Source organism: Paraburkholderia nodosa DSM 21604, from assembly GCF_000519185.1.
GTDB classification, from domain to species: domain Bacteria; phylum Pseudomonadota; class Gammaproteobacteria; order Burkholderiales; family Burkholderiaceae; genus Paraburkholderia; species Paraburkholderia nodosa.
In genome coordinates, this window is the sequence record NZ_JAFA01000015.1 from 86,091 (window position 1) to 110,986 (window position 24,896).

The 24,896-nt window shown below is 65.8% G+C and carries 18 protein-coding genes; 12 read left to right on the top strand and 6 right to left on the bottom strand.

Translation table 11 applies throughout. The features are described from left to right. The first annotated feature begins 209 nt into the window (after positions 1-209). From A3CW_RS0122425 to A3CW_RS0122440, 4 genes are all read left to right on the top strand, one after another. Complete coding sequence (locus A3CW_RS0122425) at positions 210-2,369, top strand: hydantoinase/oxoprolinase family protein (RefSeq protein ID WP_028205570.1); 2,160 nt, start codon at positions 210-212, stop codon at positions 2,367-2,369. Further along, positions 2,366-4,690 (top strand): hydantoinase B/oxoprolinase family protein, encoded by a 2,325-nt coding sequence (locus A3CW_RS0122430; protein ID WP_028205571.1) that lies wholly within the window; start codon positions 2,366-2,368, stop codon positions 4,688-4,690. Before A3CW_RS0122425 ends, A3CW_RS0122430 begins: the two co-directional genes overlap by 4 nt. A gap of 48 nt (positions 4,691-4,738) precedes the next feature. Then, positions 4,739-5,245, top strand: coding sequence for an acetone carboxylase subunit gamma (locus tag A3CW_RS0122435; RefSeq protein ID WP_028205572.1), 507 nt, complete (start codon positions 4,739-4,741; stop codon positions 5,243-5,245). Between the two features lie 375 nt (positions 5,246-5,620). Then, positions 5,621-7,648, top strand: a complete 2,028-nt coding sequence (locus A3CW_RS0122440) for a sigma-54-dependent Fis family transcriptional regulator (RefSeq protein WP_028205573.1) — start codon at positions 5,621-5,623, stop codon at positions 7,646-7,648. A gap of 82 nt (positions 7,649-7,730) precedes the next feature. Here the strand turns inward: A3CW_RS0122440 and ribA are convergent, their stop codons facing one another. Next, positions 7,731-8,378, bottom strand: a complete 648-nt coding sequence (ribA, locus tag A3CW_RS0122445; protein ID WP_035513597.1) for a GTP cyclohydrolase II — start codon at positions 8,376-8,378, stop codon at positions 7,731-7,733. A gap of 286 nt (positions 8,379-8,664) precedes the next feature. Here ribA and A3CW_RS0122450 point away from each other — a divergent pair, with 286 nt between their 5' ends. Further along, a complete protein-coding gene (locus A3CW_RS0122450; protein WP_028205575.1) occupies positions 8,665-9,108 on the top strand; it encodes a CBS domain-containing protein in 444 nt (147 codons plus the stop codon). Positions 9,109-9,515: 407 nt separating this feature from the next. Here A3CW_RS0122450 and A3CW_RS0122455 read toward each other — a convergent pair whose 3' ends face one another. Together A3CW_RS0122455 and A3CW_RS0122460 are read right to left on the bottom strand one after the other, a co-directional pair. Further along, positions 9,516-9,857 (bottom strand): DUF4148 domain-containing protein, encoded by a 342-nt coding sequence (locus tag A3CW_RS0122455; protein ID WP_028205576.1) that lies wholly within the window; start codon positions 9,855-9,857, stop codon positions 9,516-9,518. A gap of 216 nt (positions 9,858-10,073) precedes the next feature. After that, on the bottom strand, positions 10,074-10,694 hold the full coding sequence (locus tag A3CW_RS0122460) for a DNA-3-methyladenine glycosylase (RefSeq protein WP_028205577.1): 621 nt from the start codon (positions 10,692-10,694) through the stop codon (positions 10,074-10,076). A 230-nt stretch (positions 10,695-10,924) separates the two neighbouring features. Between A3CW_RS0122460 and A3CW_RS0122465 the strand changes: the two genes are divergently transcribed. Then, the gene (locus A3CW_RS0122465) at positions 10,925-11,317 is read left to right on the top strand and encodes a thioredoxin domain-containing protein (RefSeq protein WP_028205578.1); all 393 of its coding nucleotides are present in this window, start codon (positions 10,925-10,927) and stop codon (positions 11,315-11,317) included. A gap of 7 nt (positions 11,318-11,324) precedes the next feature. Here the strand turns inward: A3CW_RS0122465 and prpR are convergent, their stop codons facing one another. Beyond that, the gene (gene prpR / locus A3CW_RS0122470; RefSeq protein WP_028205579.1) at positions 11,325-13,361 is read right to left on the bottom strand and encodes a propionate catabolism operon regulatory protein PrpR; all 2,037 of its coding nucleotides are present in this window, start codon (positions 13,359-13,361) and stop codon (positions 11,325-11,327) included. A gap of 236 nt (positions 13,362-13,597) precedes the next feature. Between prpR and prpB the strand changes: the two genes are divergently transcribed. The 4 genes from prpB (at position 13,598) to prpF (ending at position 19,686) form a co-directional block, all read left to right on the top strand. Next, positions 13,598-14,488, top strand: coding sequence for a methylisocitrate lyase (gene prpB / locus A3CW_RS0122475; RefSeq protein ID WP_035513600.1), 891 nt, complete (start codon positions 13,598-13,600; stop codon positions 14,486-14,488). Between the two features lie 47 nt (positions 14,489-14,535). Next, positions 14,536-15,702 carry a bifunctional 2-methylcitrate synthase/citrate synthase gene (prpC, locus tag A3CW_RS0122480; RefSeq protein WP_028205581.1) on the top strand — a complete coding sequence of 389 codons (1,167 nt, stop codon included), beginning with the start codon at positions 14,536-14,538 and terminating at the stop codon, positions 15,700-15,702. A 137-nt stretch (positions 15,703-15,839) separates the two neighbouring features. Continuing rightward, a complete protein-coding gene (gene acnD / locus A3CW_RS0122485; protein WP_028205582.1) occupies positions 15,840-18,437 on the top strand; it encodes a Fe/S-dependent 2-methylisocitrate dehydratase AcnD in 2,598 nt (865 codons plus the stop codon). 58 nt (positions 18,438-18,495) lie between these two features. Continuing rightward, a complete protein-coding gene (prpF, locus tag A3CW_RS0122490) occupies positions 18,496-19,686 on the top strand; it encodes a 2-methylaconitate cis-trans isomerase PrpF (RefSeq protein WP_028205583.1) in 1,191 nt (396 codons plus the stop codon). Between the two features lie 145 nt (positions 19,687-19,831). On the opposite strand, the gene A3CW_RS0122495 is transcribed toward prpF, so the two are convergent. Then, positions 19,832-20,692 (bottom strand): peptidoglycan DD-metalloendopeptidase family protein, encoded by an 861-nt coding sequence (locus tag A3CW_RS0122495; RefSeq protein ID WP_028205584.1) that lies wholly within the window; start codon positions 20,690-20,692, stop codon positions 19,832-19,834. A 715-nt stretch (positions 20,693-21,407) separates the two neighbouring features. Here A3CW_RS0122495 and A3CW_RS0122500 point away from each other — a divergent pair. Together A3CW_RS0122500 and A3CW_RS47210 are read left to right on the top strand one after the other, a co-directional pair. Further along, positions 21,408-22,505, top strand: a complete 1,098-nt coding sequence (locus A3CW_RS0122500) for an OpgC domain-containing protein (RefSeq protein ID WP_028205585.1) — start codon at positions 21,408-21,410, stop codon at positions 22,503-22,505. 126 nt (positions 22,506-22,631) lie between these two features. After that, positions 22,632-23,486: an alpha/beta hydrolase gene (locus tag A3CW_RS47210; protein WP_035513640.1), complete on the top strand. Its 855-nt coding sequence runs from the start codon at positions 22,632-22,634 to the stop codon at positions 23,484-23,486. Positions 23,487-23,532: 46 nt separating this feature from the next. Here A3CW_RS47210 and A3CW_RS0122510 read toward each other — a convergent pair whose 3' ends face one another. Further along, positions 23,533-24,600, bottom strand: coding sequence for an AI-2E family transporter (locus A3CW_RS0122510; RefSeq protein WP_028205586.1), 1,068 nt, complete (start codon positions 24,598-24,600; stop codon positions 23,533-23,535). Positions 24,601-24,896: the final 296 nt, after the last annotated feature.

Sequence of the window (24,896 nt, forward strand, 5' to 3'; positions counted from 1 at the left end):
CGTCGAGCTGCTGTTCTGGACGCACCGCCTCCCCGCCCTTGCGCCTGGCTCTGCTCGCGCGGCCTTGTCACGCGGGGCTCTGGTCTGGATTGCCCGCCAATGGCATGGCTGTTGCAGAGACGAGCGCGAGCCGCCACATCGCATGCGATGCATTCGGTCAAACGTGAGCAACGCGGCTCGTGACTACTTCAATCATTGGAGACGGAACCATGGAAGGGCTTTCGCAAGTCCAGGTGTTGGGCATCGACGCCGGCGGCACGATGACCGACACCTTCTTCGTGCGCGCCGACGGGCGATTCGTCGTCGGCAAGGCGCAGAGCAACCCTGAGGACGAATCATTCGCGATCTTCAACTCGTCGCAGGACGCGCTCGCGCACTGGCAGCGCGACGTCGACGCCGTCTATCCCGAGCTCGTGACCTGCGTGTACTCCGGCACGGCCATGCTCAACCGCGTCGTGCAGCGCAAGGGGCTCGACGTCGGGCTGCTCGTGAATAAAGGCTTCGAGCACGTGCACTCGATGGGCCGCGCGATCCAGAGCTACCTCGGCTATGCGCTCGAAGAGCGGATTCATCTGAACACGCACCGCTATGACGAGCCGCTCGTGCCGCTCTCGCGCACGCGCGGCGTCACCGAGCGCACCGACGTCCAGGGTGAAATCGTCATTCCCGTACGCGACGCCGAAGTGCGGCAGGCGACGCGCGAACTGGTCGCAGCGGGCGCGAAGGCCATCGTGATCTGTCTCCTGCAGTCGCATAAGAACGCCACGAGCGAGCGCCTGGCGCGCGACATCGTGCGCGAGGAACTGAAGGCGATCGGCGTGGACATCCCGGTGTTCGCCTCGGTCGACTACTATCCGCAGCGCAAGGAAAGCCACCGGATGAATACGACCGTGCTCGAGGCCTATGCAGCCGAGCCGTCGCGGCAGACGCTCAAAAAGGTCAGCGACCGCTTCCGCAAGCACGGTGCGAAATTCGACCTGCGGGTCATGGCGACCCACGGCGGCACGATCAGCTGGAAGGCGAAAGAACTCGCGCGCACGATCGTCTCGGGCCCGATCGGCGGGGTGATCGGTTCGAAGCTGCTCGGCGAGGCCCTCGGCTACGACAACATCGCTTGCTCGGATATCGGCGGCACGTCGTTCGACATGGCGCTCATCACGAAGGGCAACTTCGCGATCGCATCGGATCCCGACATGGCTCGCCTCGTGCTGTCGCTGCCGCTCGTCACGATGGATTCAGTGGGCGCTGGCGCGGGCAGCTTCGTGCGACTCGATCCCTATAGCGGCGCGATCAAGCTCGGCCCGGACAGCGCCGGTTATCGCGTCGGCACCTGCTGGCCGCAGAGCGGGCTCGCGACCGTGTCGGTATCCGACTGCCATGTGGTGCTGGGCTACCTGAACCCTGACAACTTCCTCGGCGGCCAGATCAAGCTCGATGTCAACCGGGCGCGCGAACACATCAAGGCGCAGATCGCCGATCCGCTCGGGCTCTCTGTCGAAGATGCGGCCGCTGGCGTAATCGAGTTGCTGGACCTGCAACTGCGCGAGTACCTGCGCTCGAACGTCAGCGCGAAAGGCTACAACCCGACGGAGTTCGTCTGCTTTTCGTATGGCGGCGCGGGCCCGGTCCACACCTATGGCTACACCGAAGGGCTCGGTTTCAAGGATGTCGTGGTGCCCGCGTGGGCCGCCGGCTTCTCGGCATTCGGCTGCGCGTGCGCGGATTTCGAGTATCGGTATGACAAGAGTGTCGATCTGGCGCTGCCGCAACTCGCCGGCGACGACGACAAGGTCCTCGCCGCACAAACCATCCAGAAGGCGTGGTCAGAACTCGCCGCCAAGGTGGTCGAAGAATTCCGCATCAATGGCTTCAGCGAGCAGGACGTGATCCTGCGCCCGGGTTTTCGCATGCAGTACATGGGGCAGCTCAACGACCTCGAGATCGAATCGCCCATCGCCAGCGCCGCGCAGGCTGGGGACTGGGACCGCATCGTCGCGGCATTCGAGGACACCTACGGCCGCGTCTATGCCAGTTCGGCGCGTTCGCCCGAGCTTGGCTTCTCTGTCACCGGCGCCATCATGCGCGGCATGGTGATCACGCAAAAGCCCGTGCTCCCCGAGGACGCGGAAGGCGGCGCCTTGCCGCCGGCCGAGGCGCGAACCGGCGTGCGCAGGCTCTATCGCAACAAGCAATGGCATGACGCCGTCCTGTGGAAGATGGAGGCGCTCAAGCCCGGCAACGAGATCACCGGCCCGGCGATCATCGAATCCGACGCGACAACCTTCGTCGTTCCGAAAGGCTTCGCGACCACGCTCGACAAGCACCGCCTCTTCCATCTCAGGGAAGTCCAGCAAGGAGACACGCAATGAACATGCTATCCAGCCAGGAAATTGGCTTCGCCGACCTCCTCAAGAACGGCCAGACCCTCAAGCAGTTCCGCGACGGCATCCTCGCGCGCACCGGTCAAACAGGCCATTACAACGGGCTCGAGCGGCTCGAATTGCGCGAGCGCGATCCGATCCGCTACGAAAAGATGTTTTCGAAGCTGCGCGGCGGCCTCGTCCATGCGCGCGAAACCGCGAAGAAGATCGCGGCAAGCCCGATCGTCGAGCAGGAAGGCGAACTGTGCTTCACGCTTTACAACGCCGCGGGCGACTGCGTGCTCACCTCCACCGGCATCATCATCCACGTCGGCACGATGGGCGCGGCGATCAAGTACATGATCGAAAATAACTGGGAAGCGAATCCCGGCATTCATCCCGGTGACATGTTCACCAACAACGACTGCTCGATCGGCAACGTCCATCCGTGCGACATCGCGACGATCGTGCCGATCTTTTCGCACGGCAAGCTGGTCGGCTGGGTGGGCGGCGTGACCCACGTGATCGACACAGGCGCAGTGACACCGGGATCGATGTCGACAGGCCAGGTGCAGCGCTTCGGCGACGGCTACATGATCACGTGCCGAAAGACCGGCGTGAACGACACACCGCTGCGCGACTGGCTTCACGAGAGCCAGCGTTCGGTACGCACACCGAAGTACTGGATTCTCGACGAGCGCACGCGCATTGCAGGCTGCCACATGATTCGCAACCTGATCGAAGAAGTGATCGAAGAGGAGGGACTCGAAGCGTACGAAAAATTTGCCTATGAAGTGATCGAGGAAGGACGCAGGGGTCTGCAGACCCGCATCAAGGCGATGACACTGCCGGGCAAGTATCGCAAGGTCGCCTTCGTCGACGTGCCGTACAACCATCCCGATGTGCAGACCTCGTCGGCGTTCGCGAAACTCGACTCGATCATGCACTCGCCCGTGGAAATGGAAATCCGCAAGGACGGTACGTGGCGGCTCGACTTCGAGGGCGCGAGCCGCTGGGGCTGGCACTCGTACAACGCGCACCAGGTCGCGTTCACGAGCGGCATCTGGGTAATGATGACGCAAACACTCGTCCCCACGCAGCGCATCAACGACGGCGCCTATTTCGGCACCGAGTTCCATTTGCCCAAGGGCGCCTGGATGAATCCGGACGACCGCCGCACGGGTCACGCCTATGCCTGGCACTTCCTGGTTTCGGGCTGGAGCGCGCTGTGGCGAGGTCTCTCGCAGGCCTATTTCAGCCGCGGCTATCTCGAGGAGGTCAACGCGGGCAACGCCAACACGTCGAACTGGCTGCAGGGCGGCGGCATCAACCAGGATGGCGACATCCATGCCGTCAACAGCTTCGAGGCTTCGTCGTGCGGCACGGGTGCCTGCGCAGTCAAGGACGGCCTCAGCCATGCCGCCGCGATCTGGAATCCCGAAGGCGACATGGGCGATATCGAGATCTGGGAGATGGCGGAACCGCTGCTCTACCTCGGCCGCAACATCAAGACGAACTCAGGCGGCTACGGCAAGTATCGCGGCGGGTGCGGCTTCGAAACGCTGCGCATGGTGTGGAAGGCGCAGGACTGGACCATGTTCTTCATGGGCAACGGCTACATGAACAGCGACTGGGGGCTCATGGGCGGCTACCCGAGCGCCACCGGCTACCGCTTCGAGGCGCATCGCACCGGCCTGAAGGAGCGCATCGCACTGGGCGAAAGCCTGCCGCTCGGCGGCGATGCCAACCCGGATTTCCCGGACTACGAGAATCACCTGAACGCGGGCGCCATCATCAAGCGCGATCATCAGTGCATGACCACGGAGGATTGCTACAGCAACTACGATCTTTACCTCAACTATCTGCGCGGCGGCCCCGGCTTTGGCGACCCGCTCGATCGCGAGCCCGAAGCCGTCGAACGGGATCTGAACAGTGCCTTGCTGTTGCCCGAATACGCGCAGAAGGTGTACGGCGCCGTCGCGACGAAGGATGCCAACGGACTCTGGACCGTCGACGCAAAGGCAACTGCGCTGCAGCGCGTCGCGATCCGCAATGAGCGCCTGGCCCGTTCGCAACCCACGCGCGAATGGATGAAAAGCGAACGCGAGCGCATCGTGCTCAAACACGCCGCACCCCAGGTGCAGCACATGTTCGCAACGAGCTTCGGGCTCTCGACGAAGTTCGAGCAGCAGTTCCGGGCGTTCTGGGATCTGCCGGACTCGTGGACGCTCACTGAAGACGAGCTCGACGTACCGACCTACGGCTCGAAATTCCGCATGGACCTCTCGAAGATGCCCGACGTCAAGACCGTCGTGCTGGTCGAAGAGTAAGTCCGCCGGCTTTCGCGCAACCATCAAGGAATTCGAGGAGGAAACGCAATGTCCACCTACACCAGGGAACAGATCCGGAATCTGGTCGACGGCAAGCTCGACTGGGACACGACGCTGCGCATGCTGTCGATGCCCAAGGACGGCGAGCGGTTTCAGATGTACGTCGAGTCGCTGCAGGCCAGGCTCGGCTGGAAAGACCGCATTGTGCTGCCGCTCGGGCCGCACCTGTACATCGTGCAGCAATGGGCGACGAAGAAATGGGTCACGCAGTGCGACTGCGGCCACGTGTTCTGCGACTACCGGGAAAACTGGAAGCTGCACGCCAACGTCTTCGTACGCGATACCGACGAAGCCATGGACGAAGTCTATCCGCGGCTGATGGCGCCCGATACGCAATGGCAGGTGTATCGGGAATACTACTGCCCTACGTGCGCAGCGATGCATGACGTGGAGGCGCCTACGCCGTGGTATCCGGTCGTCCATGACTTCGAGCCCGACATCGACGCGTTCTACTCCGAATGGGTCAAGCTGCCGGTCCCCGAGCGGGTCGATTAGCCTGAGGTTCGAACCGGCTGGCGCGCCTTGACGCCGGTGTGCCCCGCTTTCGCACAGCGCGAAGCGGGGCGTTCGTTTTCCGGCCGTTCGATTTCCGGACGGTCGGCGTGTTTCCGGGCGCGCTTTCGCTCAACCAGTTGAAGCCGACTCGCCCGATTGCGCTAGCAGCATGCACCACGAGGCCCGCCGGGGGCCGGCTGGCGCACGCATTGCTTGTACGGGATCGATTGCGAGCCGGTCATGGCACCGGATCGGAGTACGATACCCAGCAACGAGCCCGGCCGGTCCTGCCGGGCAAGACTGGAATGAAAAAAGAGGCCGGTCGCAAAAACGGCCTCACGGTTTGCTGCCAATGCGAACTGCGAGGAGACAGGTATGCAACAGACAGGCACGCCCATGGACTGGTTTTCCAGTCCCCAGCACGACGCCGGGATCATGACGGCATGGGAGCATCGGGTGGGCGGCGACGAATGGCACTCGGCCGAGGTGCGCGGCGTCGTCGACGATTCATGGCAGCGCTGCCTCCTGGGGCAGGTCAACCCGGCAGCGGATCGCGCACCGCCGCCGCTCGGCGAAGACCAGCTGATGCAGTGGCAAGGCGCCAGCAACCGTCTGATCAGCGCAAGTCTGCCGCTCATGCAGCAAATCCGCGAGTTGCTGACGCAGACCGGTACGGTCATGCTGCTTGCCGACCCGGACGGCATCGTCCTGAAGCACGAGGGCGACATGCGGATCATCGAGCCCGCGCGTGAGGTCGGGCTCGTGCCCGGCTGCAACTGGACCGAGCTCAACTGCGGCACCAACGCGATCGGGACTGCACTTGCACTGGGGCAGCCCGTGCAGATTCACGGCGCAGAGCACTTCTGCGCCGGCATCAAGCGCTGGACCTGCTCGGCAACCGTCATCCGCGATCCGTTCCATGGCCACGTGCTGGGCGTGATCGATGTCTCGGGACTCGCGGACACCTACAGCCGCTACACGCTTGCGCTGACCGTGTCGCTCGCGGGGCGCATCGAAAGCCGGCTTGCCAAGGATGCCATGCAGCGGCGTTTGCGCGTGCTGGACCTGTGCGCGTCACGCCTGGGTACCAACGGCCCGGACGGGGTACTCATCGTTGACGAGCAGGGACGCCTCGTCAAGGCGAATGCCCAGATCGTGCCCGCGCTGCGGCGACTCGGTTTCGACGTGCAGCTCGACGCCAGCTTCATGCTGCCCGGACTGGACACCAGGTCAGGCACCGTCGCTTCGGCGGCAGCACCGGCCTGGCTGCGGCATGCCCATGTCGAAATACTGCGCGAAGACGGTGTCGTGGGTTTCATGATCGTGATCCCCGGCACCCCCGCCGTTCGCGGCGCAAAACCGGTTGCCCGCGAACGCGAGCCACATCACGGCGCGACCCGCGGCTTCGGGCGCATCGTCGGAGACAGCCGCGTATTGCGCGCGGCCGTCGACAAGGCGCGCCAGCTCGCGCCCTCGAAAGTCCCTGTCCTGTTGCTCGGCGAGACAGGCGTGGGCAAGGAGCTCTTCGCGCAAGGCATCCACCAGGCCAGCGAACGGGCAAACGGGCCATTCGTCGCACTGAACTGCGGCGGACTCTCGAAAGACCTGCTCACGAGCGAACTGTTCGGCTATGCCGAAGGTGCTTTTACCGGGGCGCGCAAGTCGGGAGCCGCGGGCAAGATCGAAGCGGCCAACGGCGGCACGCTGTTTCTCGACGAGATCGGCGAAATGCCGCTCGACATTCAGCCGCATCTGCTGCGCGTTCTGGAGGAAAACGAAATATACCGGCTAGGCGAGAACACGCCGCGCAAGGTCAACTTCCGGCTCGTCGCCGCAACCCATCGCGACCTGAAGGATGCCATTGGCAAGGGCACGTTCCGCATGGACCTGTTCTACCGCATTGCGGTGACGACTGTGTCGATTCCGAGTCTGCGCGAGCGTACAGAAGACCTGCCAGCCCTCATTGCATACTGGCTCGCGCATATGTGCGCATCTTACGGTTTGCAGGACAGATCGTTCGACGATGAGGCCTATGCCTGTCTGCTCGATTATTCGTGGCCGGGCAACGTGCGCGAGCTGCGCAACGCGATCGAAGGCGCCCTCCTGCTGGCCCACGGCCCGACGATCAGCGTGGAGACGTTACCTGCGGAGGTTCGCGCTCCTGTGGTGCCAGTCGAGTGCGGCGCGCCAAGCGCTACAGGCACATCGGAACAGGGCGCGGAGGCATCGCTGCGGATGACCGAAGCCGAAACGATCCGCCGGGCGCTCGATCGCCACGCCGGCAATCTCACGCAGGCAGCGAATCAGCTGGGCATCGCCAAAAGTACGCTTTATGAAAAGGTCCGCAGATACGGCCTCGTGGCAGCCGTGAGTAACGCGCGCCGGTCAGGGGGCTTGCGCTAGACGAGCCAGACCTGCACGGCAAGGCCTGAACGGCTACGCCGCATTGCTGGGCGCGGCCGGGGCAGTTTCGCTATCGGCGGCGTTATTCGTTTTCTTCGAAGTAGTGCCCGAACTTGACCTGCTTGGTGCGGATATAACGCTCGTTTTCCTCGCGCATCGGAATCGCGAGCGCTACGCGCTCGATCACCGGGAGGCCGTGCTGCCGGAGCGTGTCGAACTTCTTCGGATTGTTGCTCATGAGCTTCACCGACGACACTTTCAGCAGGCGCAGGATCGCTGCCGCCGAATCGTATTCGCGCGCGTCGTCGGGCAGACCGAGATCGAGGTTCGCCTCGACGGTGTCACGACCCTGCTGCTGCAACTGGTACGCGCGGATCTTGTTCGACAGGCCGATGCCCCGGCCTTCGTGGCCACGCAGGTAGAGCAGCACGCCACGGCCTTCGGCCGCGATGTAGCGCAGGGCGAGGTCGAGCTGCTCGCCGCAGTCGCAGCGGTAGGAACCGAACACGTCGCCGGTCAGGCACTCGGAGTGAAGCCGCGTCAGCGTGGGCTCGCCGCTGCCCACGTCGCCCATGACGAGCGCGAGATGCTCGGCGCCGCCGTCCTTCACGCGGTAGACATAGGACTCGAACGTGCCGTAGCGGGTCGGCAGCGTGGCGGTCGCGTCAAGCACGACGCATTCATTGGCGTTGTCGCCGTCCGCACAGGACGACTCAGGAAGCGTAGGCATGATTCTCGAGCAAAAAACTGGCAAAACCGGCAAGGGACCGGGTTGAGGTTCGGAACCGGAGTTTACCGCCATTTGCTCCGCCCCGCCGCCCAGCCCCGTAGCGGGCAGCTCGGCCCGCGCCGCATGCCCCCGGCATAAATGGTGCGACCCCGCGCATACCCCGACGACGCATGGCACGCCAGCCGCCTATACTGGTATGGCTTTCCAATGGCTTGACGGGCAATACACCCGGCCTGCCGCGCCGCGCAATGACTGGACAACCAGAAGGACGAAGAGGGGTCGCCCTATGACAAGCGTTGCACAGGTACTCAAATCGAAGCCGGAACAGGTGGTCTACACGATCGAAGCCTCCGATTCCGTCTACAACGCAATCCGCCTGATGGCCGATAAGCAGATCGGCGCGCTGCTCGTGACCGACGGTCCAACGATCGCCGGCATCGTCACGGAGCGTGACTACGCGCGCAAGATCGTGCTGATGGACCGATCTTCGAAAACGACCGCCGTGCGCGACATCATGAGCACGCACGTGCGCTTCGTCGAACCGGAGCAGACCACCTACGACTGCATGGCGCTCATGACCGAGCGGCGCATGCGCCACCTGCCCGTCATGGACGGCGGCAAGCTCGTGGGGATGGTGTCGATCGGCGACCTGGTGAAGGAAATCATCGCGGAGCAGAAGTTCACGATCGAGCAGCTCGAGCACTACATCACCGGCGGGCCCGGCGCCTGACGTAACGCTCCCGCCCCTCCAGACCGCCAGACGTGAAAAAGCGCCCAATCCCGAAGGGGTTGGGCGAAGCCACCTTTCGGCGGCGGAGGTTCCACGCATGAAAAATCGCGCGATGGTTTGCGCGGGCGGCGTGCGACAAAGGCGGAACGGTGTCCGCCTTCGCCGGTATCGGTTAGGGGCGTTGCTGGGTGGGGGCGGCTGCCGGATCATCTTGCGAGGGCCTCTGTGCCCGCTCGAAGCGCCCGGGCACCGGCTTGCGCGGAAGCGGCCAGCCTGTGGCCGATCGATGTCGCCTGTGCCGGTGTCTGAGCGACGGCCATATGCACCGTTCGCGCTCCCTGGACTTTGGCGCCCCTGACGGCGCGCCCTGCCCGGTTATCCGCTCAGCTGCCCGCTCACTGACCCACTTAGTTGCCGAAGTACACCGACTGCGACGGGCGCACCGTGGCCGGCTGACCCGACTGCGCCGAACCCGAGGTCGACGGGCCATAGCCGCTCGTTTCGGCTGCCGGCGCTTGCGCCAGGCCCTGCTGCTGGCTCACGCGGGCTTCGGCGGCCTGGATATCGCTCGGGTACGTCGCGTCGTTGGCCGTAGCCGGGTTGTAGCCGGCCTTCTCGAGCTGGATCAGTTCGGACTTCACTTCGGCGCGCGTGACCGGACCGTTGCCTTGCACCTGGGCAAACGAAAGGGCCGGAGCCGCCACGAGGGCGGCGACGAATGCGGCTTGAATCAGGGTACGGGACTTCATGTTCATTACCTCCATCACTTGTTTTATGCCGGCGGCGGTGTCTGATTGCATCGCCGAACCAGTGATTTCAGTGTATTGAGCCAGGAGCCCAGGGGAAACCCTTATTTTGAGAAAATACACTTTCATTCGCGGCAACAATGCCGCGCGCATACGACGTCCCGCGAGCGCCTTGCGGCGCGGCACTTCCCGCGGATTCCGCCGGGGTGCTCGAGCCAGTCACAGCGGGGCGACGCTGCCGTCCAGCAGCTTGCGCGGGCCGCTCACGAACCGGCTGCCCAGTTCGTAGAAGCGCAGCGGCCGGTCCATCTCGCGCGAGAGCCCGATGCGCGTCGTCACGCCCACGGGACGCTCGGGTTCGTCCGCGCGGCCGATCCAGAGTCCGTGCCCGCGGCACAGGTCGACGCCGTCGAAGGCCGCCGCAATGCCGAACGCCTGCGAGAGCCGCCCCGGCCCGCGCGCGAGATCGCGCAGCGGGACGCCGGGGCGCAGCGCCTCCATCGCGCCGATGCCTTCGAGCGGCTCCAGCGCGCGAAACAGGATGCCCGCGCCCACGTCCACGGCCTCGCTCGACATGTTGAACATCCAGGCGCTGCCGTAGGTCAGCCGCACGTGGGCATGACCGCGCTCGAGGAACATCGCGGCGTTATAGGGCCGGCGTCCGATGTAGGCATAGCTCGTGGAGTCGCCCACGGGATACGCTTCGACTTCGACGAGCCGCCCGGCCATGCGCCCGCGCGCCAGGTCGCGCACGAGATATTTGCCGACCATGAAGCGCGCCAGCTCGGCGGTGTCGAGCGGCAGGTCGTTGCGGTGCAGTGGCAGGATCGTCATCGTCATCGAAGCGTTATCGGGGTGATCGGCGCGCGGGCATCGCGGTTTCGCGGACCGGCAGAGTGTAGCGCTGCCGCGCTCATGCACGGCTCATCTACCGCTTACCCGCGCGCGACCGGCCATTGCGCTACCATCGTCCGCATATCGGCGCGAACGGTTCGCGCTACCTCATGATCCGGCGCGCGCCGTTCGACGATGCGTCACGACCCGACGAGCGCCACCGAAGGAGCCGCACGATGAACGAACAAAGCGCGATTCAATTCCTCACGACCGTGCGCAAACCCCTGCTCACGCTGCACAAGGCGATTCTCGACCACGAGCGCAAGGACTACGAACGCGAGTTCGGACCGGTCACGCCGGCGGCCTTCCTGCAGGTGCTCATCAACGGCTCGGGCTTTCGCTGGCTCATGCCGTTCTCGACGGTGATCGCCAACGTCGACGAAACGCTCGACGCCAAGGACGCGAGCCCCGACGATCGCATCGGCGCGGCGCAGGGCGTGGCCGCGCTCTTTTCCGGCGAGGAATCGGCGGAATTCTACGAGCGTTATCAGGCGTTGTTGCAGGCGAGCCCCGACATCCTGCACTTGCACGGGACTGTCGCGCCGCTGCTCAACGCCCTGAAGAACTGAGCGCGATTCAGGCGCGCGGCGCCTTGCGGGGCGCCGTGGCCGCCGTTGCCTCGGCGGCCGCGCTGCCGCGCTTGCCCTTCGCCGCGGAAAGGCGCCGCCACAGCGTCGTCTTGCTGATGCCGAGCATCTCGCACGCGCGGTCGCGATCGCCGTTGCAGGCGTCGAGCGCGGCGCGGATTTCATCGGCTTCGGTGTTGAGGCTGCGCTCGCGCAGGGTGAGCGCGCCCTCGCCTGCCGTCGCTGCGGCGCCACTCGCCGCGTGGCGCGACTCGAACACCTCCGGCGCGATCGAGCGCAGCACGTCGGGCGTCAGCACCTCCTCTTCCGTATCGGCCAGCTCCACCACCATCCGCTCGACCACGTTCTGCAGCTCGCGCACGTTGCCGGGCCATGCGTGCCGCGCGAGCGCGCCGCTCACCAGCGCGAGCGTGCGCGCCGCGTCTTCGGGCGTGCGGATGCGCACGGCCACGCGCGGCTCGCGCCGCGAGGCCTGCAACAGCAGTTCTGCCGCCAGCAGCGCGATATCGGCGGCGCGCTCGCGCAACGGCGGAATGGCGAGATTGAGAATGTTCAGGCGATAGAAGAGATCCGCGCGAAACTCGCCCGCTTCGATCTGCTCGGTGAGCGCGCGGTGCGTGGCGGCGACCACGCGCACGTCCACGCGCGTGGGCTCCGTGGCGCCGAGGCGCACCACCTCGCGCTCCTGCAGCACGCGTAGCAGGCGGCTCTGCAACGGCAACGGCATCTCGCCGATTTCATCGAGAAAGAGCGTGCCGCGGTGCGCCGCCTCGATGAGCCCCACCTTGCCGCCGCGCCGCGCGCCCGTGAACGCGCCCTCCTCGTAGCCGAACAGCTCGCTCTCCAGCAACGCCTCGGGAAACGCGCCGCAATTCATCGCGACGAACGGAAAGTCGCGCCGCGGGCTTTCGCGATGAATGCCCTGCGCGATCATCTCCTTGCCGGTGCCGCTTTCACCGCGGATCAGCACCGTGGCGTCCGACTTCGCATAGCGCCGCGCGAGCTGGCGCACGCGCTCGATGCCGGGCGTTGCGCCGCTCAGGTCGTCCAGCCGGTAGCGCGCGACGAACTGCTGCGTGCGCTGGCGCGTTCGCAATGTGCGGTCGAGCCGCTCCACCGCCCGCGACTCCTGGAACGTGAGCACGGCGCCCGTCGTCACGCCGTTGTCGACGAGCGGCCCGCGATGCACGACGTAACTCACGCCGCGCACCGTCTCGAGCGATTCGCCATCGGCTTCGGGCAGCGCGAAGGCGATGTCGGGCGCGAGCGCCGCGAGCGACTGGCCCGCGGCCGCCGCCGGATCGATGCCGAGCACGGCCGCGAGGCGCTGGTTGATCGCCTCCACGCGGCCGCGCGCGTCGAGCGCGACCACGCCGTCCCGCAGATGTTGCAACACACTGTCGAGGCGCTGGCGGCGCTGCGTTTCGCGCCAGGTGGCTTGCACGAGATCCAGCGCGTTGTCGAACGCCGCGCGCACCGAGGGTCGCGAGTAGACGAAAAACGGCACGAGCCCGAGCCGGGCCGCGAGATCGTTGACGAGGCCCGGCCCCACGACCGCGCCCACGCCGCGGTCGCGCAGGTCGAGCACGCACGCCTCGGCGTCCTGGACCGTGCGGTACTGGCCGAACACCACGTCGATGCCATAGGCGCTGGCAAAGCGCCGCATCTCCACGGGCGTCTCGCCGTAGGTGACGAGCGCGACGAGATCGGCCTCGCGCCGCGCGCGGGCGAGCGCCTGCATCACGTCGAAGCCGGTGGGCTGCACGAGCACCACGGGCAGGTCGATCCGCGCCTTCAGATAGGTGCCGTTCGAGCCCGCCGCCACCACCACATCGGGCCGCTGGTTCAGCCCCGCTGCGGCGATTTCGGCCACCGCTTCCTCGAAGCCGCGCGGCACCACGCGCAGGTCCGCTAGCTCGTCGTATTCGCGGGCGATGTCGCGAAACAGGTCGCGCAGGCGGCTGATGCCCATGGCCCACACACGCGGGCGGATGGCGGACGAAGCGGGAGCGGGAAAGCGGTTCATGATGTCCAACGATACGGTCGTGGCGTCGAGGGCCGGCGTAGCCGAAAGCCGGCCGTCAGCCGGATTTCGCATTATCGCGCGTAGATTTCACTTTTGAAATTGCGATTTCATCATGGAAATCAGGGTCCGCTACCAGCAAACAGGATTCCGTCGCAAAATCAACGCGTTAGTCTCATAGCGCGGAGCTGGCACGCTATCTGCAGTATCAGGCGGCGATTCAATTGGAGACATCCCGCATGAACAACAAATCCCCCGCAAGCGCCGGCGCAAAATTCCGCGCAGCCGTGGCCGCCGAACAACCGCTGCAGGTCGTCGGCGCCATCACCGCGTATGCGGCCAAGCTCGCGCAGGCGACCGGCTTCAAGGCCGTTTATCTCTCGGGCGGCGGCGTGGCCGCCAACTCGCTCGGCGTGCCGGACCTCGGCATCAGCACCATGGACGACGTGCTGATCGACGCCCGCCGCATCACCGACGCCGTGGACATTCCGCTGATGGTCGACATCGACACCGGCTGGGGCGGCGCCTTCAACATCGCGCGCACGATCAAGTCGTTCATCAAGGCGGGCGTGGCCGCCGTGCACCTGGAGGACCAGGTGGGCCAGAAGCGCTGCGGCCATCGCCCGAACAAGGAAGTCGTGGCGACCGGCGAGATGGTGGACCGCGTGAAGGCCGCCGTGGATGCGCGCACCGACGACGGCTTCGTCATCATGGCCCGCACCGACGCGGCCGCCGTGGAAGGCATCGACGCCGCGATCGAGCGCGCGGTGGCCTACGTGGAAGCGGGCGCGGACATGATCTTCCCCGAAGCGATGAAGACGCTCGACGACTACCGCCGTTTCCGCGCCGCCGTAAAGGTGCCGATTCTCGCCAACCTCACGGAATTCGGCTCGACGCCGTTCTTCACGACCGAAGAACTGAAGAGCGCGAACGTGGATATCGCGCTCTACTGCTGCGGCGCGTATCGTGCGATGAACGCCGCCGCGCTGAACTTCTACGAGACCGTCAAGCGCGACGGCACGCAAAAGGCCGCCGTCTCGACGATGCAGTCGCGCGAAGACCTTTACCGCTACCTCGGCTATCACGCGTACGAAGACAAGCTCGACGCGCTCTTTGCCGCTAAGAAGTAAATCCGCCCACCATATAGTTCACAGATACCTGGAGAGAGGAAGACACCATGAGCGAAGCAGAAAACACCACGCAAGCCGCAGGCGGTTTCAAGCCGAAGAAGTCCGTTGCGCTGTCGGGCGTGACGGCGGGCAACACGGCGCTGTGCACCGTGGGCCGCACCGGCAATGACCTGCACTATCGCGGCTACGACATTCTCGACCTCGCCACGGCGTGCGAATTCGAGGAAGTCGCGTACCTGCTCGTGCACGGCAAGCTGCCGAACACGGCCGAACTGGCCGGCTACAAGGCGAAACTCAAGGCGCTGCGCGGCCTGCCCGCCAACGTGAAGACGGCGCTCGAAGCCGTGCCCGCCTCGGCGCACCCGATGGACGTGATGCGCACCGGCGTCTCGATTCTCGGCACGGTGCTGCCCGAGAAGGACGACCACAACCTGCCGGGCGCGCGCGATATCGCCGACCGCCTGATGGCGTCGCTCGGCTCGATGCTGCTGTACTGGTATCACTTTTCGCACAACGGCAAGCGCATCGAAGTCGAAACGGACGACGACTCGATCGGCGGCCACTTCCTGCACCTGCTGCACGGCCGCGCGCCGTCGAAGTCGTGGGTCGACGCGATGCACGTGTCGCTCAACCTGTACGCCGAGCACGAGTTCAACGCCTCGACGTTCACGGGCCGCGTGATCGCGGGCACGGGCTCGGACATCTACTCGGCCATCACGGGCGCGATCGGCGCGCTGCGCGGTCCGAAGCACGGCGGCGCGAATGAAGTCGCGTTCGAGATCCAGTCGCGCTACGAAAACGCCGACGACGCAGAAGCCGATATCCGCGCGCGCGTGGAGAAGAAGGAAGTCGTGATCGGCTTCGGCCACCCGGTGTACACGATCTCGGACCCGCGCAACAAGGTCATCAAGGAAATCGCGAAGAAGCTCTCGAAGGAGCAGTCGAACATGAAGCTGTTCGACATCGCCGAGCGCCTAGAATCGACGATGTGGGAAGTCAAGAAGATGTTCCCGAACCTCGACTGGTTCAGCGCCGTGTCGTATCACATGATGGGCGTGCCGACCGCCATGTTCACGCCGATCTTCGTGATTGCGCGCACGGCCGGCTGGAGCGCGCACATCATCGAGCAGCGCATCGACAACAAGATCATCCGCCCGAGCGCGAATTACACGGGTCCGGAGAATCTGAAGTTCACGCCGATCAGCAAGCGCTGAATGAGGCTCACCAGTCGTCCGGGCGGACTATGACGTTCGGACGACTGGGAGACGGCGGCGCGCGCGTATAGAGTGAGGACATTCGCTTACGACGCGCGCAGCTGCCGCCAACCCACTACATCTTTGGTCCCCAAGCCGTGAATACCGCCTACCGCAAGTCCCTCCCGGGCACCCGGCTCGATTACTTCGACGCGCGCGAAGCCGTCGAGGCCATCCAGCCCGGCGCCTACGACACGCTGCCGTACACCTCGCGCGTGCTCGCCGAAAACCTCGTGCGCCGCTGCGACCCGGCCACGCTCACCGCATCGCTCACGCAGCTCATCGAACGCAAGCGCGACCTCGACTTTCCGTGGTTCCCGGCGCGCGTGGTCTGCCACGATATCCTCGGGCAAACGGCGCTCGTCGATCTCGCCGGCCTGCGCGACGCCATTGCCGACCAGGGCGGCGACCCCGCCAAGGTGAATCCGGTCGTGCCGGTGCAGCTGATCGTCGATCACTCGCTCGCCGTCGAATGCGGCGGCTTCGATCCGGACGCGTTCAACAAGAACCGCGCGATCGAAGACCGACGCAACGAGGACCGTTTCGACTTCATCAACTGGACGAAGAAGGCGTTCAAGAACGTCGACGTGATCCCTCCGGGCAACGGCATCATGCACCAGATCAATCTGGAGAAGATGTCGCCCGTGATCCAGGCGCGTGAAGGCGTGGCGTTCCCCGACACCTGCGTCGGCACCGACAGCCACACGCCGCACGTCGATGCGCTCGGTGTGATCGCCATTGGCGTGGGCGGCCTCGAAGCCGAAAACGTCATGCTCGGCCGCGCCTCGTGGATGCGCCTGCCCGATATCGTCGGCGTGGAGCTGACCGGCAAGCGCCAGCCCGGCATTACCGCGACCGACATCGTGCTCGCCCTCACCGAGTTCCTGCGCAAGGAAAAGGTCGTGGGCGCGTATCTGGAATTCCGTGGAGCAGGCGCGTCGAGCCTCACGCTCGGCGACCGCGCCACGATCTCGAACATGGCGCCCGAATATGGCGCCACGGCCGCGATGTTCTTCATCGACGACCAGACGCTCGAGTATCTGCGCCTCACGGGCCGCGAAGAAGAGCAGGTCAAGCTCGTCGAAACCTACGCGAAGACCGCGGGCCTCTGGGCCGATACGCTCGCTAACGCGCAATACGAACGCACGCTCACGTTCGATCTTTCGAGCGTGGTGCGCAACATGGCTGGTCCGTCGAATCCGCACAAGCGTCTGCCGACTTCGGCACTCGCCGAGCGCGGCATTGCGGGCAAGTGGGAAGAAACGCCGGGCCAGATGCCCGACGGCGCGGTCATCATCGCCGCCATCACGAGCTGTACGAACACGAGCAACCCGCGCAACGTGATCGCCGCCGCCCTGCTCGCGCGCAACGCGAACGCACGCGGCCTCACGCGCAAGCCGTGGGTGAAAAGCTCGCTCGCACCGGGATCGAAGGCCGTCGAGCTTTACCTCGAAGAAGCCAACCTGCTGCCGGATCTGGAAAAGCTCGGCTTCGGCATCGTCGCGTTTGCCTGCACCACGTGTAACGGCATGTCGGGCGCGCTCGACCCGAAGATCCAGCAGGAAATCATCGACCGCGACCTCTACGCGACCGCAGTGCTCTCGGGCAACCGCAACTTCGACGGCCGCATTCACCCGTATGCGAAGCAGGCGTTCCTCGCCTCGCCGCCGCTCGTCGTCGCGTACGCGATTGCGGGCACGATCCGCTTCGACATCGAACGCGATTCGCTCGGCACGGACAAGGACGGCAAGCCCGTGTACCTCAAGGACCTCTGGCCGAGCGACGAAGAGATCGACGCCATCGTCGCGAAGAGCGTGAAGCCCGAGCAGTTCCGCAAGGTGTACGAGCCGATGTTCGCGGCCACGGCGGCAAGCGGCGAAACGACCGACCCGCTCTACGACTGGCGCGCGCAAAGCACCTACATCCGTCGTCCGCCGTACTGGGAAGGCGCGCTGGCTGGCGAGCGCACGCTCAAGGGCCTGCGCCCGCTCGCGGTGCTCGGCGACAACATCACGACCGACCACCTCTCGCCTTCCAACGCGATCCTGCTGGACAGCGCCGCGGGCGAGTACCTCGCGAAAATGGGCCTGCCCGAAGAGGATTTCAACTCGTACGCCACGCACCGCGGCGACCACCTCACGGCGCAGCGCGCGACCTTCGCGAACCCCACGCTCATCAACGAGATGGCCGTGGTGGACGGCGCCGTGAAGAAGGGCTCACTTGCGCGTGTCGAGCCGGAAGGCAAGGTCACGCGCATGTGGGAAGCCATTGAAACCTACATGGAACGCAAGCAGCCGCTCATCATCGTTGCGGGTGCGGACTACGGCCAGGGCAGCTCGCGCGACTGGGCGGCCAAGGGCGTGCGTCTCGCGGGTGTGGAAGTGATCGTGGCGGAAGGCTTCGAGCGCATTCACCGCACGAACCTGATCGGCATGGGCGTGCTGCCGCTGGAGTTCAAGGCGGGCACGAACCGCACGACGCTCGGCATCGACGGCACGGAAACCTACGATGTGATCGGCAAGCGCACGCCGCGCGCCGACCTCACGCTCGTGATTGAGCGCCGCAACGGCGAGCGCGTGGAAGTGCCGGTCACCTGCCGGCTCGATACGGCCGAAGAAGTGTCGATCTACGAGGCGGGCGGCGTGCTGCAGCGTTTCGCGCAGGACTTCCTCGAATCGTCGCAGGCAGCGGCATAAACGGGAAACGGGCGGCGCAGCGGTCACACGCGCGCCGCCCTTCGTTTCAGGACAACACATGGCACACGTACCTCAGATCAAGATCCCCGCCACCTACATCCGCGGCGGCACCAGCAAAGGCGTGTTCTTCCGCCTCCAGGATCTGCCCGCTTCGGCGCAGCAGCCCGGCGTCGCGCGCGACAAGCTGCTCATGCGCGTGATCGGCAGCCCCGACCCGTACGGCAAGCAGATCGACGGCATGGGCGGCGCGACGTCGAGCACGAGCAAGACCGTGATTCTGGCCAAAAGCAGCAAGCCAGACCACGACGTCGACTACCTGTTCGGCCAGGTCGCCATTGACAAGGCCTTTGTCGACTGGAGCGGCAACTGCGGCAATCTTTCCGCCGCCGTGGGCCCGTTCGCGATCAGCGGCGGCCTCGTCGACCCGAGCCGCGTGCCCGACAACGGCGTGGCGATCGTGCGCATCTGGCAGGCCAACATCGGCAAGACCATCATCGCGCACGTGCCGATGACGAATGGCCACGTGCAGGAGACGGGCGACTTCGAACTGGACGGCGTGACCTTCCCCGCCGCCGAAGTGCAGCTCGAATTCCTCGACCCGGCTGCCGAGGAAGAAGGCGCGGGCGGCGCGATGTTCCCCACCGGCAATCTCGTTGACGACCTCGAAGTGCCGGGCGTGGGCACGCTCAAGGCCACGATGATCAACGCGGGCATCCCGACGATCTTCGTGAACGCCGAGGCCATCGGCTACACGGGCACGGAATTGCAGGACGCGATCAACAGCGACGCGCAGGCGCTCGAGAAATTCGAGACGATCCGCGCGCACGGTGCGCTGCGCATGGGGCTCATCAAGCACCTCGACGAGATCGCCACGCGCCAGCACACGCCGAAAATCGCTTTCGTGGCGAAGCCCGCTGCCTATACGGCGTCGAGCGGCAAGCGCGTGGAAGCCGGCAATGTGGACCTGCTGGTGCGCGCCATGTCGATGGGCAAGCTCCATCACGCCATGATGGGCACGGCGGCCGTGGCGATCGGCACCGCGGCGGCCATTCCCGGCACGCTCGTGAATCTCGCGGCGGGCGGCGGCGAACGCAGCGCGGTGCGCTTCGGGCATCCGTCGGGCACGCTGCGCGTGGGCGCCGAGGCCCGCCAGGAAAACGGCGAATGGACAGTCACGAAGGCCATCATGAGCCGCAGCGCGCGCGTGCTGATGGAAGGCTGGGTGCGGGTGCCGGGGGACGCGTTTTAAGAAGCGGTTTTAAGCAGTGCGCGGTTTGCGGTGATGAAAAAACCGCCCTGACGTTGCGATGCGTCAGGGCGGTTTTGTTGTTCTCGCCGCGCAGTCTGGACACTGGAAACGCGGCGCCCTTGCGCCGCGATCCGAAACGCCGCGCTCAGCCCTGCGGCGACGACGGCAAATACGGCATCGGATCCACCGGCTTCCCGTCGCGGCGCACCTCGAACAGCACCGCCACGCGGTCATTGTTCTCGCTGCCCATCTCGGCGATCTGCTGGCCCTGATGCACCGTATCGCCGGTCTTCACGAGCAGACGGCGGTTGTGCGAGTAAGCCGTGAGGAAGTCCTTGTTGTGCTGGACGATGATCAGGCTGCCGTATTCGTTCAGGCCCGTGCCCGCGTACATGACCTTGCCGTCGGCGGCGGCGATCACGGGGTCGCCGGCCTTGCCCGCGATCTCGATGCCGCGCGTCGTGCCCGGCGCGAACGGCTCGACCACACGGCCATGCGCCGGCCACACGAGCGCGACGCTGCTCGCGTGGCGCGCCACTTCGGCGGCAACCTGGCGGTTTCCGGCTGCGTTCGGGTTGGCGTTCGCCGTCGCGCTGCCAGCTTGCGGCGCGGCCACCTGGACGGTGATCGTCTGCTTCGAAACCAGCTTGATCGACTGGCCTGCGCGCAGATGACCGTTCGGCTTCAGGTGATTCCAGGCGGCCAGATCCTTGACCGAAACACTGTGCTTTTGCGCGATGCGCTGCAGCGTGTCGCCGCGGCGCACGCGTACGTACGTCGTTTTCGTGACGACGCGCGTGACGGGCGCACTCGCCGCCTGTTGTGCACTGTCGTCGGCGCTCGCTGCATCGGAAGCCGGGGGCGCCGCTGCCGCCGTGTCGGGCTGCGGTTGTTGTTGCGGTTGCTGCTGGTTCATGTTGGCGCAGCCGCCCAGCAGGGCTGCCAATCCCAACGCTGCCCAGAACCCCTTGAGACCGCGCTGACCGATACGATCGTCTTCGAACATTCCTCTCTCCTGCGGTGCTTGCAGCCTTGCGATGCAGCGAGCGGATGCCCCGGACGGTCTGCTGCGTATGCCGCGCTCCCGCCCCTCATGGCGCTCCGACTCGCCTGCGCCGACTGCTCCGATCTGCGTCTAAATCGACTGCATCTCGAACCATAAACATTCAATGCACGCGATCGCCGTATTAACGAACGAGCGTGCCATCTCAAATTCGATCCGGCATTGTAAAGCGCAACTCCACGAAAACAGCCCAGGGAGAACACTTTGAAACAAATGTTAATTAGCCGAATTCTTGCCCGATAAAGGCATCGACAAAGGGCCAGAAGAAATTGCCCAAACCCGCGTCAGAGCGGCATTTGCCGCGACAGCATGATCGTGCCCCTTCCCCTGCCTTATCGGCACAGGCCCCGGAAACTTGAACGGCGCACTGGCGGCGCCCACTGAAAGGTATTTGAAATTACGCTAATATCGACGGCGTCAACGTAAACCCGCGTGTGGCGGGAACCCTCGCGTATTCTTCAGGTCTTTTCCTGCGTTTGTCGTGCGGCCGCCCCGGTGACCGCTTCACGGTTCCCGGCGCGAGGCGCCCCGCGAACCCCGCCCGAATTCCTGATTTCCTGATTTTCCAGCCAGGTACTTCCAGCATCTGCCCGCCTGGCCCGTTCAGCATCATCGGCTGCTTCATGCGCCCCATGCCGGCCCGGCCTGCTGCCCCAACATGTCAAAGTCATCCAACCGTCTAGTCGAACTCGATTTCTTCCGCGGCCTCGTCCTGCTCATCATCGTCGTCGATCACATTGGCGGCAGCATCGTCTCGCGCGTCACGCTGCACGCCTACGCGCTGTGCGACGCGGCCGAGGTCTTCGTCTTCCTCGGCGGCTTCGCCACGGCCACCGCGTGGGCTACGCTGTGCGCACGCCGCACCGAGGCTGCGGCGCGGCAGCGCTTCATCAAGCGTGCGTTCGAGATCTACCGCGCGTTCGTCGTGACGGCGCTGTTGATGCTGCTCGTCACCGCAATTCTCGTGGCGTGCAACGTGGATGCGCCCAACCTCGCCACCACTGATCTCGACGATCTCACGCTCGCGCCTGCCGCCGCGTTGCGCGACATCGTGCTGCTGCGCCGCCAGCCGTATCTGGCCGGCGTGCTGCCGATGTACGCCTGCTTCGCCCTCGCCGCCCCGCTCGCGTTGCCGCTCGCGCGCACGCGGCCGTGGCTGCTGCTGGCCGTGAGCCTCGCGCTCTGGGGCGTCGCGCCGCACCTGGCGCCGTGGTTGCCGCACGTCGAAGACGTGCAATGGGACTTCAACCCGTTCGCCTGGCAACTGATGTTCGTGCTCGGCGTGATCGCGCAAGCGCAGCCCGTGTTCCAGCGGGTGAACGCGCACCGTTTCGGCACGCTCGTGACCCTCGCCGCACTCGCTGTCGTGGCGGGCGCGGCGATCTATCACCTGCAGCTCGGCAACGTCGCGCTCGACGGCGACTTCAAGCGCAACCTCGCATGGTTTCGCGTGCTGAACTTCCTTGGCATCGCGTGGCTCACGGCGCATGTCATCCGCCTCGGCTGGGCGAAGCGCGTGGCGCATGCGCTGCCCTGGGTGGGCCTCGTGGGCCGCAAGGGGATGCTCTCGTTCGTGGCCGGCGCCGTGATTTCGCTCACGGTCGATTCGGTGCTCTACTGGTACACCGACGGCTACCTGAACGTGCCGCTCGGCCTCTGCGCAGACGCCGTCGCGATCACCGCGCTGCTGCTCGTCGCGCGTGCGTCCGACCCGCTCAGGCGTCTGCTGCCTTCGCGCGCCAAAGCTTCCGCCTGAAACGACGCGGCTCGCAGACCATGCACTGCGCGCCGGCTCGCCGCTCACGGCTTCCGGCGCGTACGAGCGGCTGCTAGCATGATGACCCCGCGCCGCCGGCGCGCCACCGCCCTCGATGTCCTTGCCATGCGCAGACTCCTTCGCACCGCGCTGCTCCCGCTCGCGCTCTCTTGCGCGGCGTTCGTCACGCCAGCGGCGCCTGCCGCGGCGAGCACGATCGTGGTCCGCACGTTCCACGCCGAGGCGCTCAACCGCGACTGGCCCTACGTGGTGTACCTGCCGAACGGCTATCGCGCCGACCAGGGCCGCTACCCGGTGCTCTATCTCCTGCATGGCAACAACGGCGAGCCCATGGACTGGGTCACGCAAGGCCAGCTCCAGACTACCGCCGACGCGCTGATCGCCCGTCACGAGATCCCGCCCGTGGTGATCGTGATGCCGCAGGGCGGCACCGACTGGTACGTCGACCGCAAGGAGAGGATGGAGACGGCGTTCTTCCAGGATCTGCTGCCCGAGATCGAGTCGCACTTCGCGGTGGACGACGCGCGCGACGGCCGCGCGATCGGCGGCGTTTCGATGGGCGGGTTCGGCGCGCTGCGCTACACGCTGGAGCACCCCGACATGTTCTGCGGCGCGCTGCTGCTTTCCCCGGCGGTCTATGCGGGCGACCCGCCGCCCAGTTCGGCGGCGCGTCACGTGGGCGTATTCGGCGACCATCAGTTCGACGCGCAGGTCTGGCGCACGCTCAACTATCCGGCGCTCTGGAAGCCGTATTTCGCGCGGCCCTGGCGCGTGCCGTTCTTCATCGCCGCCGGCGACGACGACCTCGTGATCCAGGCCGAGTCGTCGCTGCTCTACACGCGGCTGCGCGAGGCAGGCAACCCGGCGGCGCTGCGCATCGTGGACGGCGGCCACGTGTGGCCAGTGTGGCGCGAACTGCTGCCCGCTGCGCTCAAGTACACGCTCGCCTGCTTGCGTTGAGCGGGGCGCGCGGGGCGCCTCGCCGCGAACTGAGCGTAACTGGGCCTCACTCCGCCCAGTTCACCCAAAGCACCATCAGCACGGTCATGAGCGCCGGGCCGATGAAGATGCCGATCAGCCCGAAGGTCGTCGCCCCGCCCAGAATGCCGAACAGCACGAGCAGAAACGGCAGACGCGTGGAACTGCCGATCAGCACGGGCCGCACGAAATGCTCGGCGATGAACACCACCACGAATCCCCATATCGCGAGCGCAGCCGCCGCGATCAACGAACCCTGGATGACGAGCCACAGCGCCGCGCCACCGAACACGATGGGCGCGCAAAACGGCAGCATGGCCGCGATGGCGGTGACGGTGCCGAGCAGCGCCGCGTGCGGCACGCCGGTCGCGATATAGGCGGCGGCCAGCAGCACGCCCTCGCCCAGCCCCACGACCACGAGCCCCGTGACCGTGGCGCGCACGGCAGCGGCCATGCGCTGCAGGAGCTGCGCGCCGTCGGCGCCGAAGGCGCGGCGCGCACCGCGCATCACCGTCGCCGAAAGACGCGGGCCCGCCCGGAAGATCACGAACAGCGTGACGAGCATGAAGCCGAACGTCATCGTGGCGTGGGCGGCGCGCGCCCCAAAGTGGCGGCCGAACGAGGCGATGGTGTCGCCGTGCAGGCTCTTCATCGCCGGGGACACCTTGAGCGGCTGGGCGAGATTGGCCTGCCACCAGTCGCTCACCTGGCGGCTGCCGACCGGCAGATGCGAGACGAAGTCGGGCACCGGCACGCCGTTCTCCTGGGCGTCACGCAGCCAGAGGTAAAGCTCGTGGGCCTCGCCGCCGGCCTGAATGGCCGTGACGGCGATCGGCAGGAGCACGAGCAGGCCGATCGCGGCAGTGAGCAGCGTGGCGATCAGCGTCTTGCGGCCCTTGAACCAGGCGCGGCGCTCGATCGCCTGATAGGCGGGCCACAGGACGATGGCAAAAACGCTCGCCCAAGCCACGGCGGGCAGGAACTCGCGCACGATCCACAGCGCCAGCAACACGAGCGTGGCGTACAGCACCGCGGAGGCGGCGCGCTGGATTTTCTGCTCGTGTGCGGAGTTCGGAGCAGGCGGACGATGAATCATGTAACCTCTTGAAAATTCAAAAAACAGCTACCCGGGTTTCGTGGCTGCGCAGGTGCGGTGCAACCAGCCAGCGCGGTGCAGCAAACCGATCCAGCCGGGCCGGTCTTTCCTCAGATCCAGATCTCCCCCAGCCGTTCCGTCCCCACCCTGGAACGCCCTCCAGGCGCCCGTTTTCGGGCCACTCGATGTCGCGCCACGTACAACAGTGCGTTGCACAAATTCGAGATGTCGACCCCAAATCCGCCGCAAACCCCCATTCCTTCGTGAATCGCAACGTGTCGCAGGGCAATTGTTGC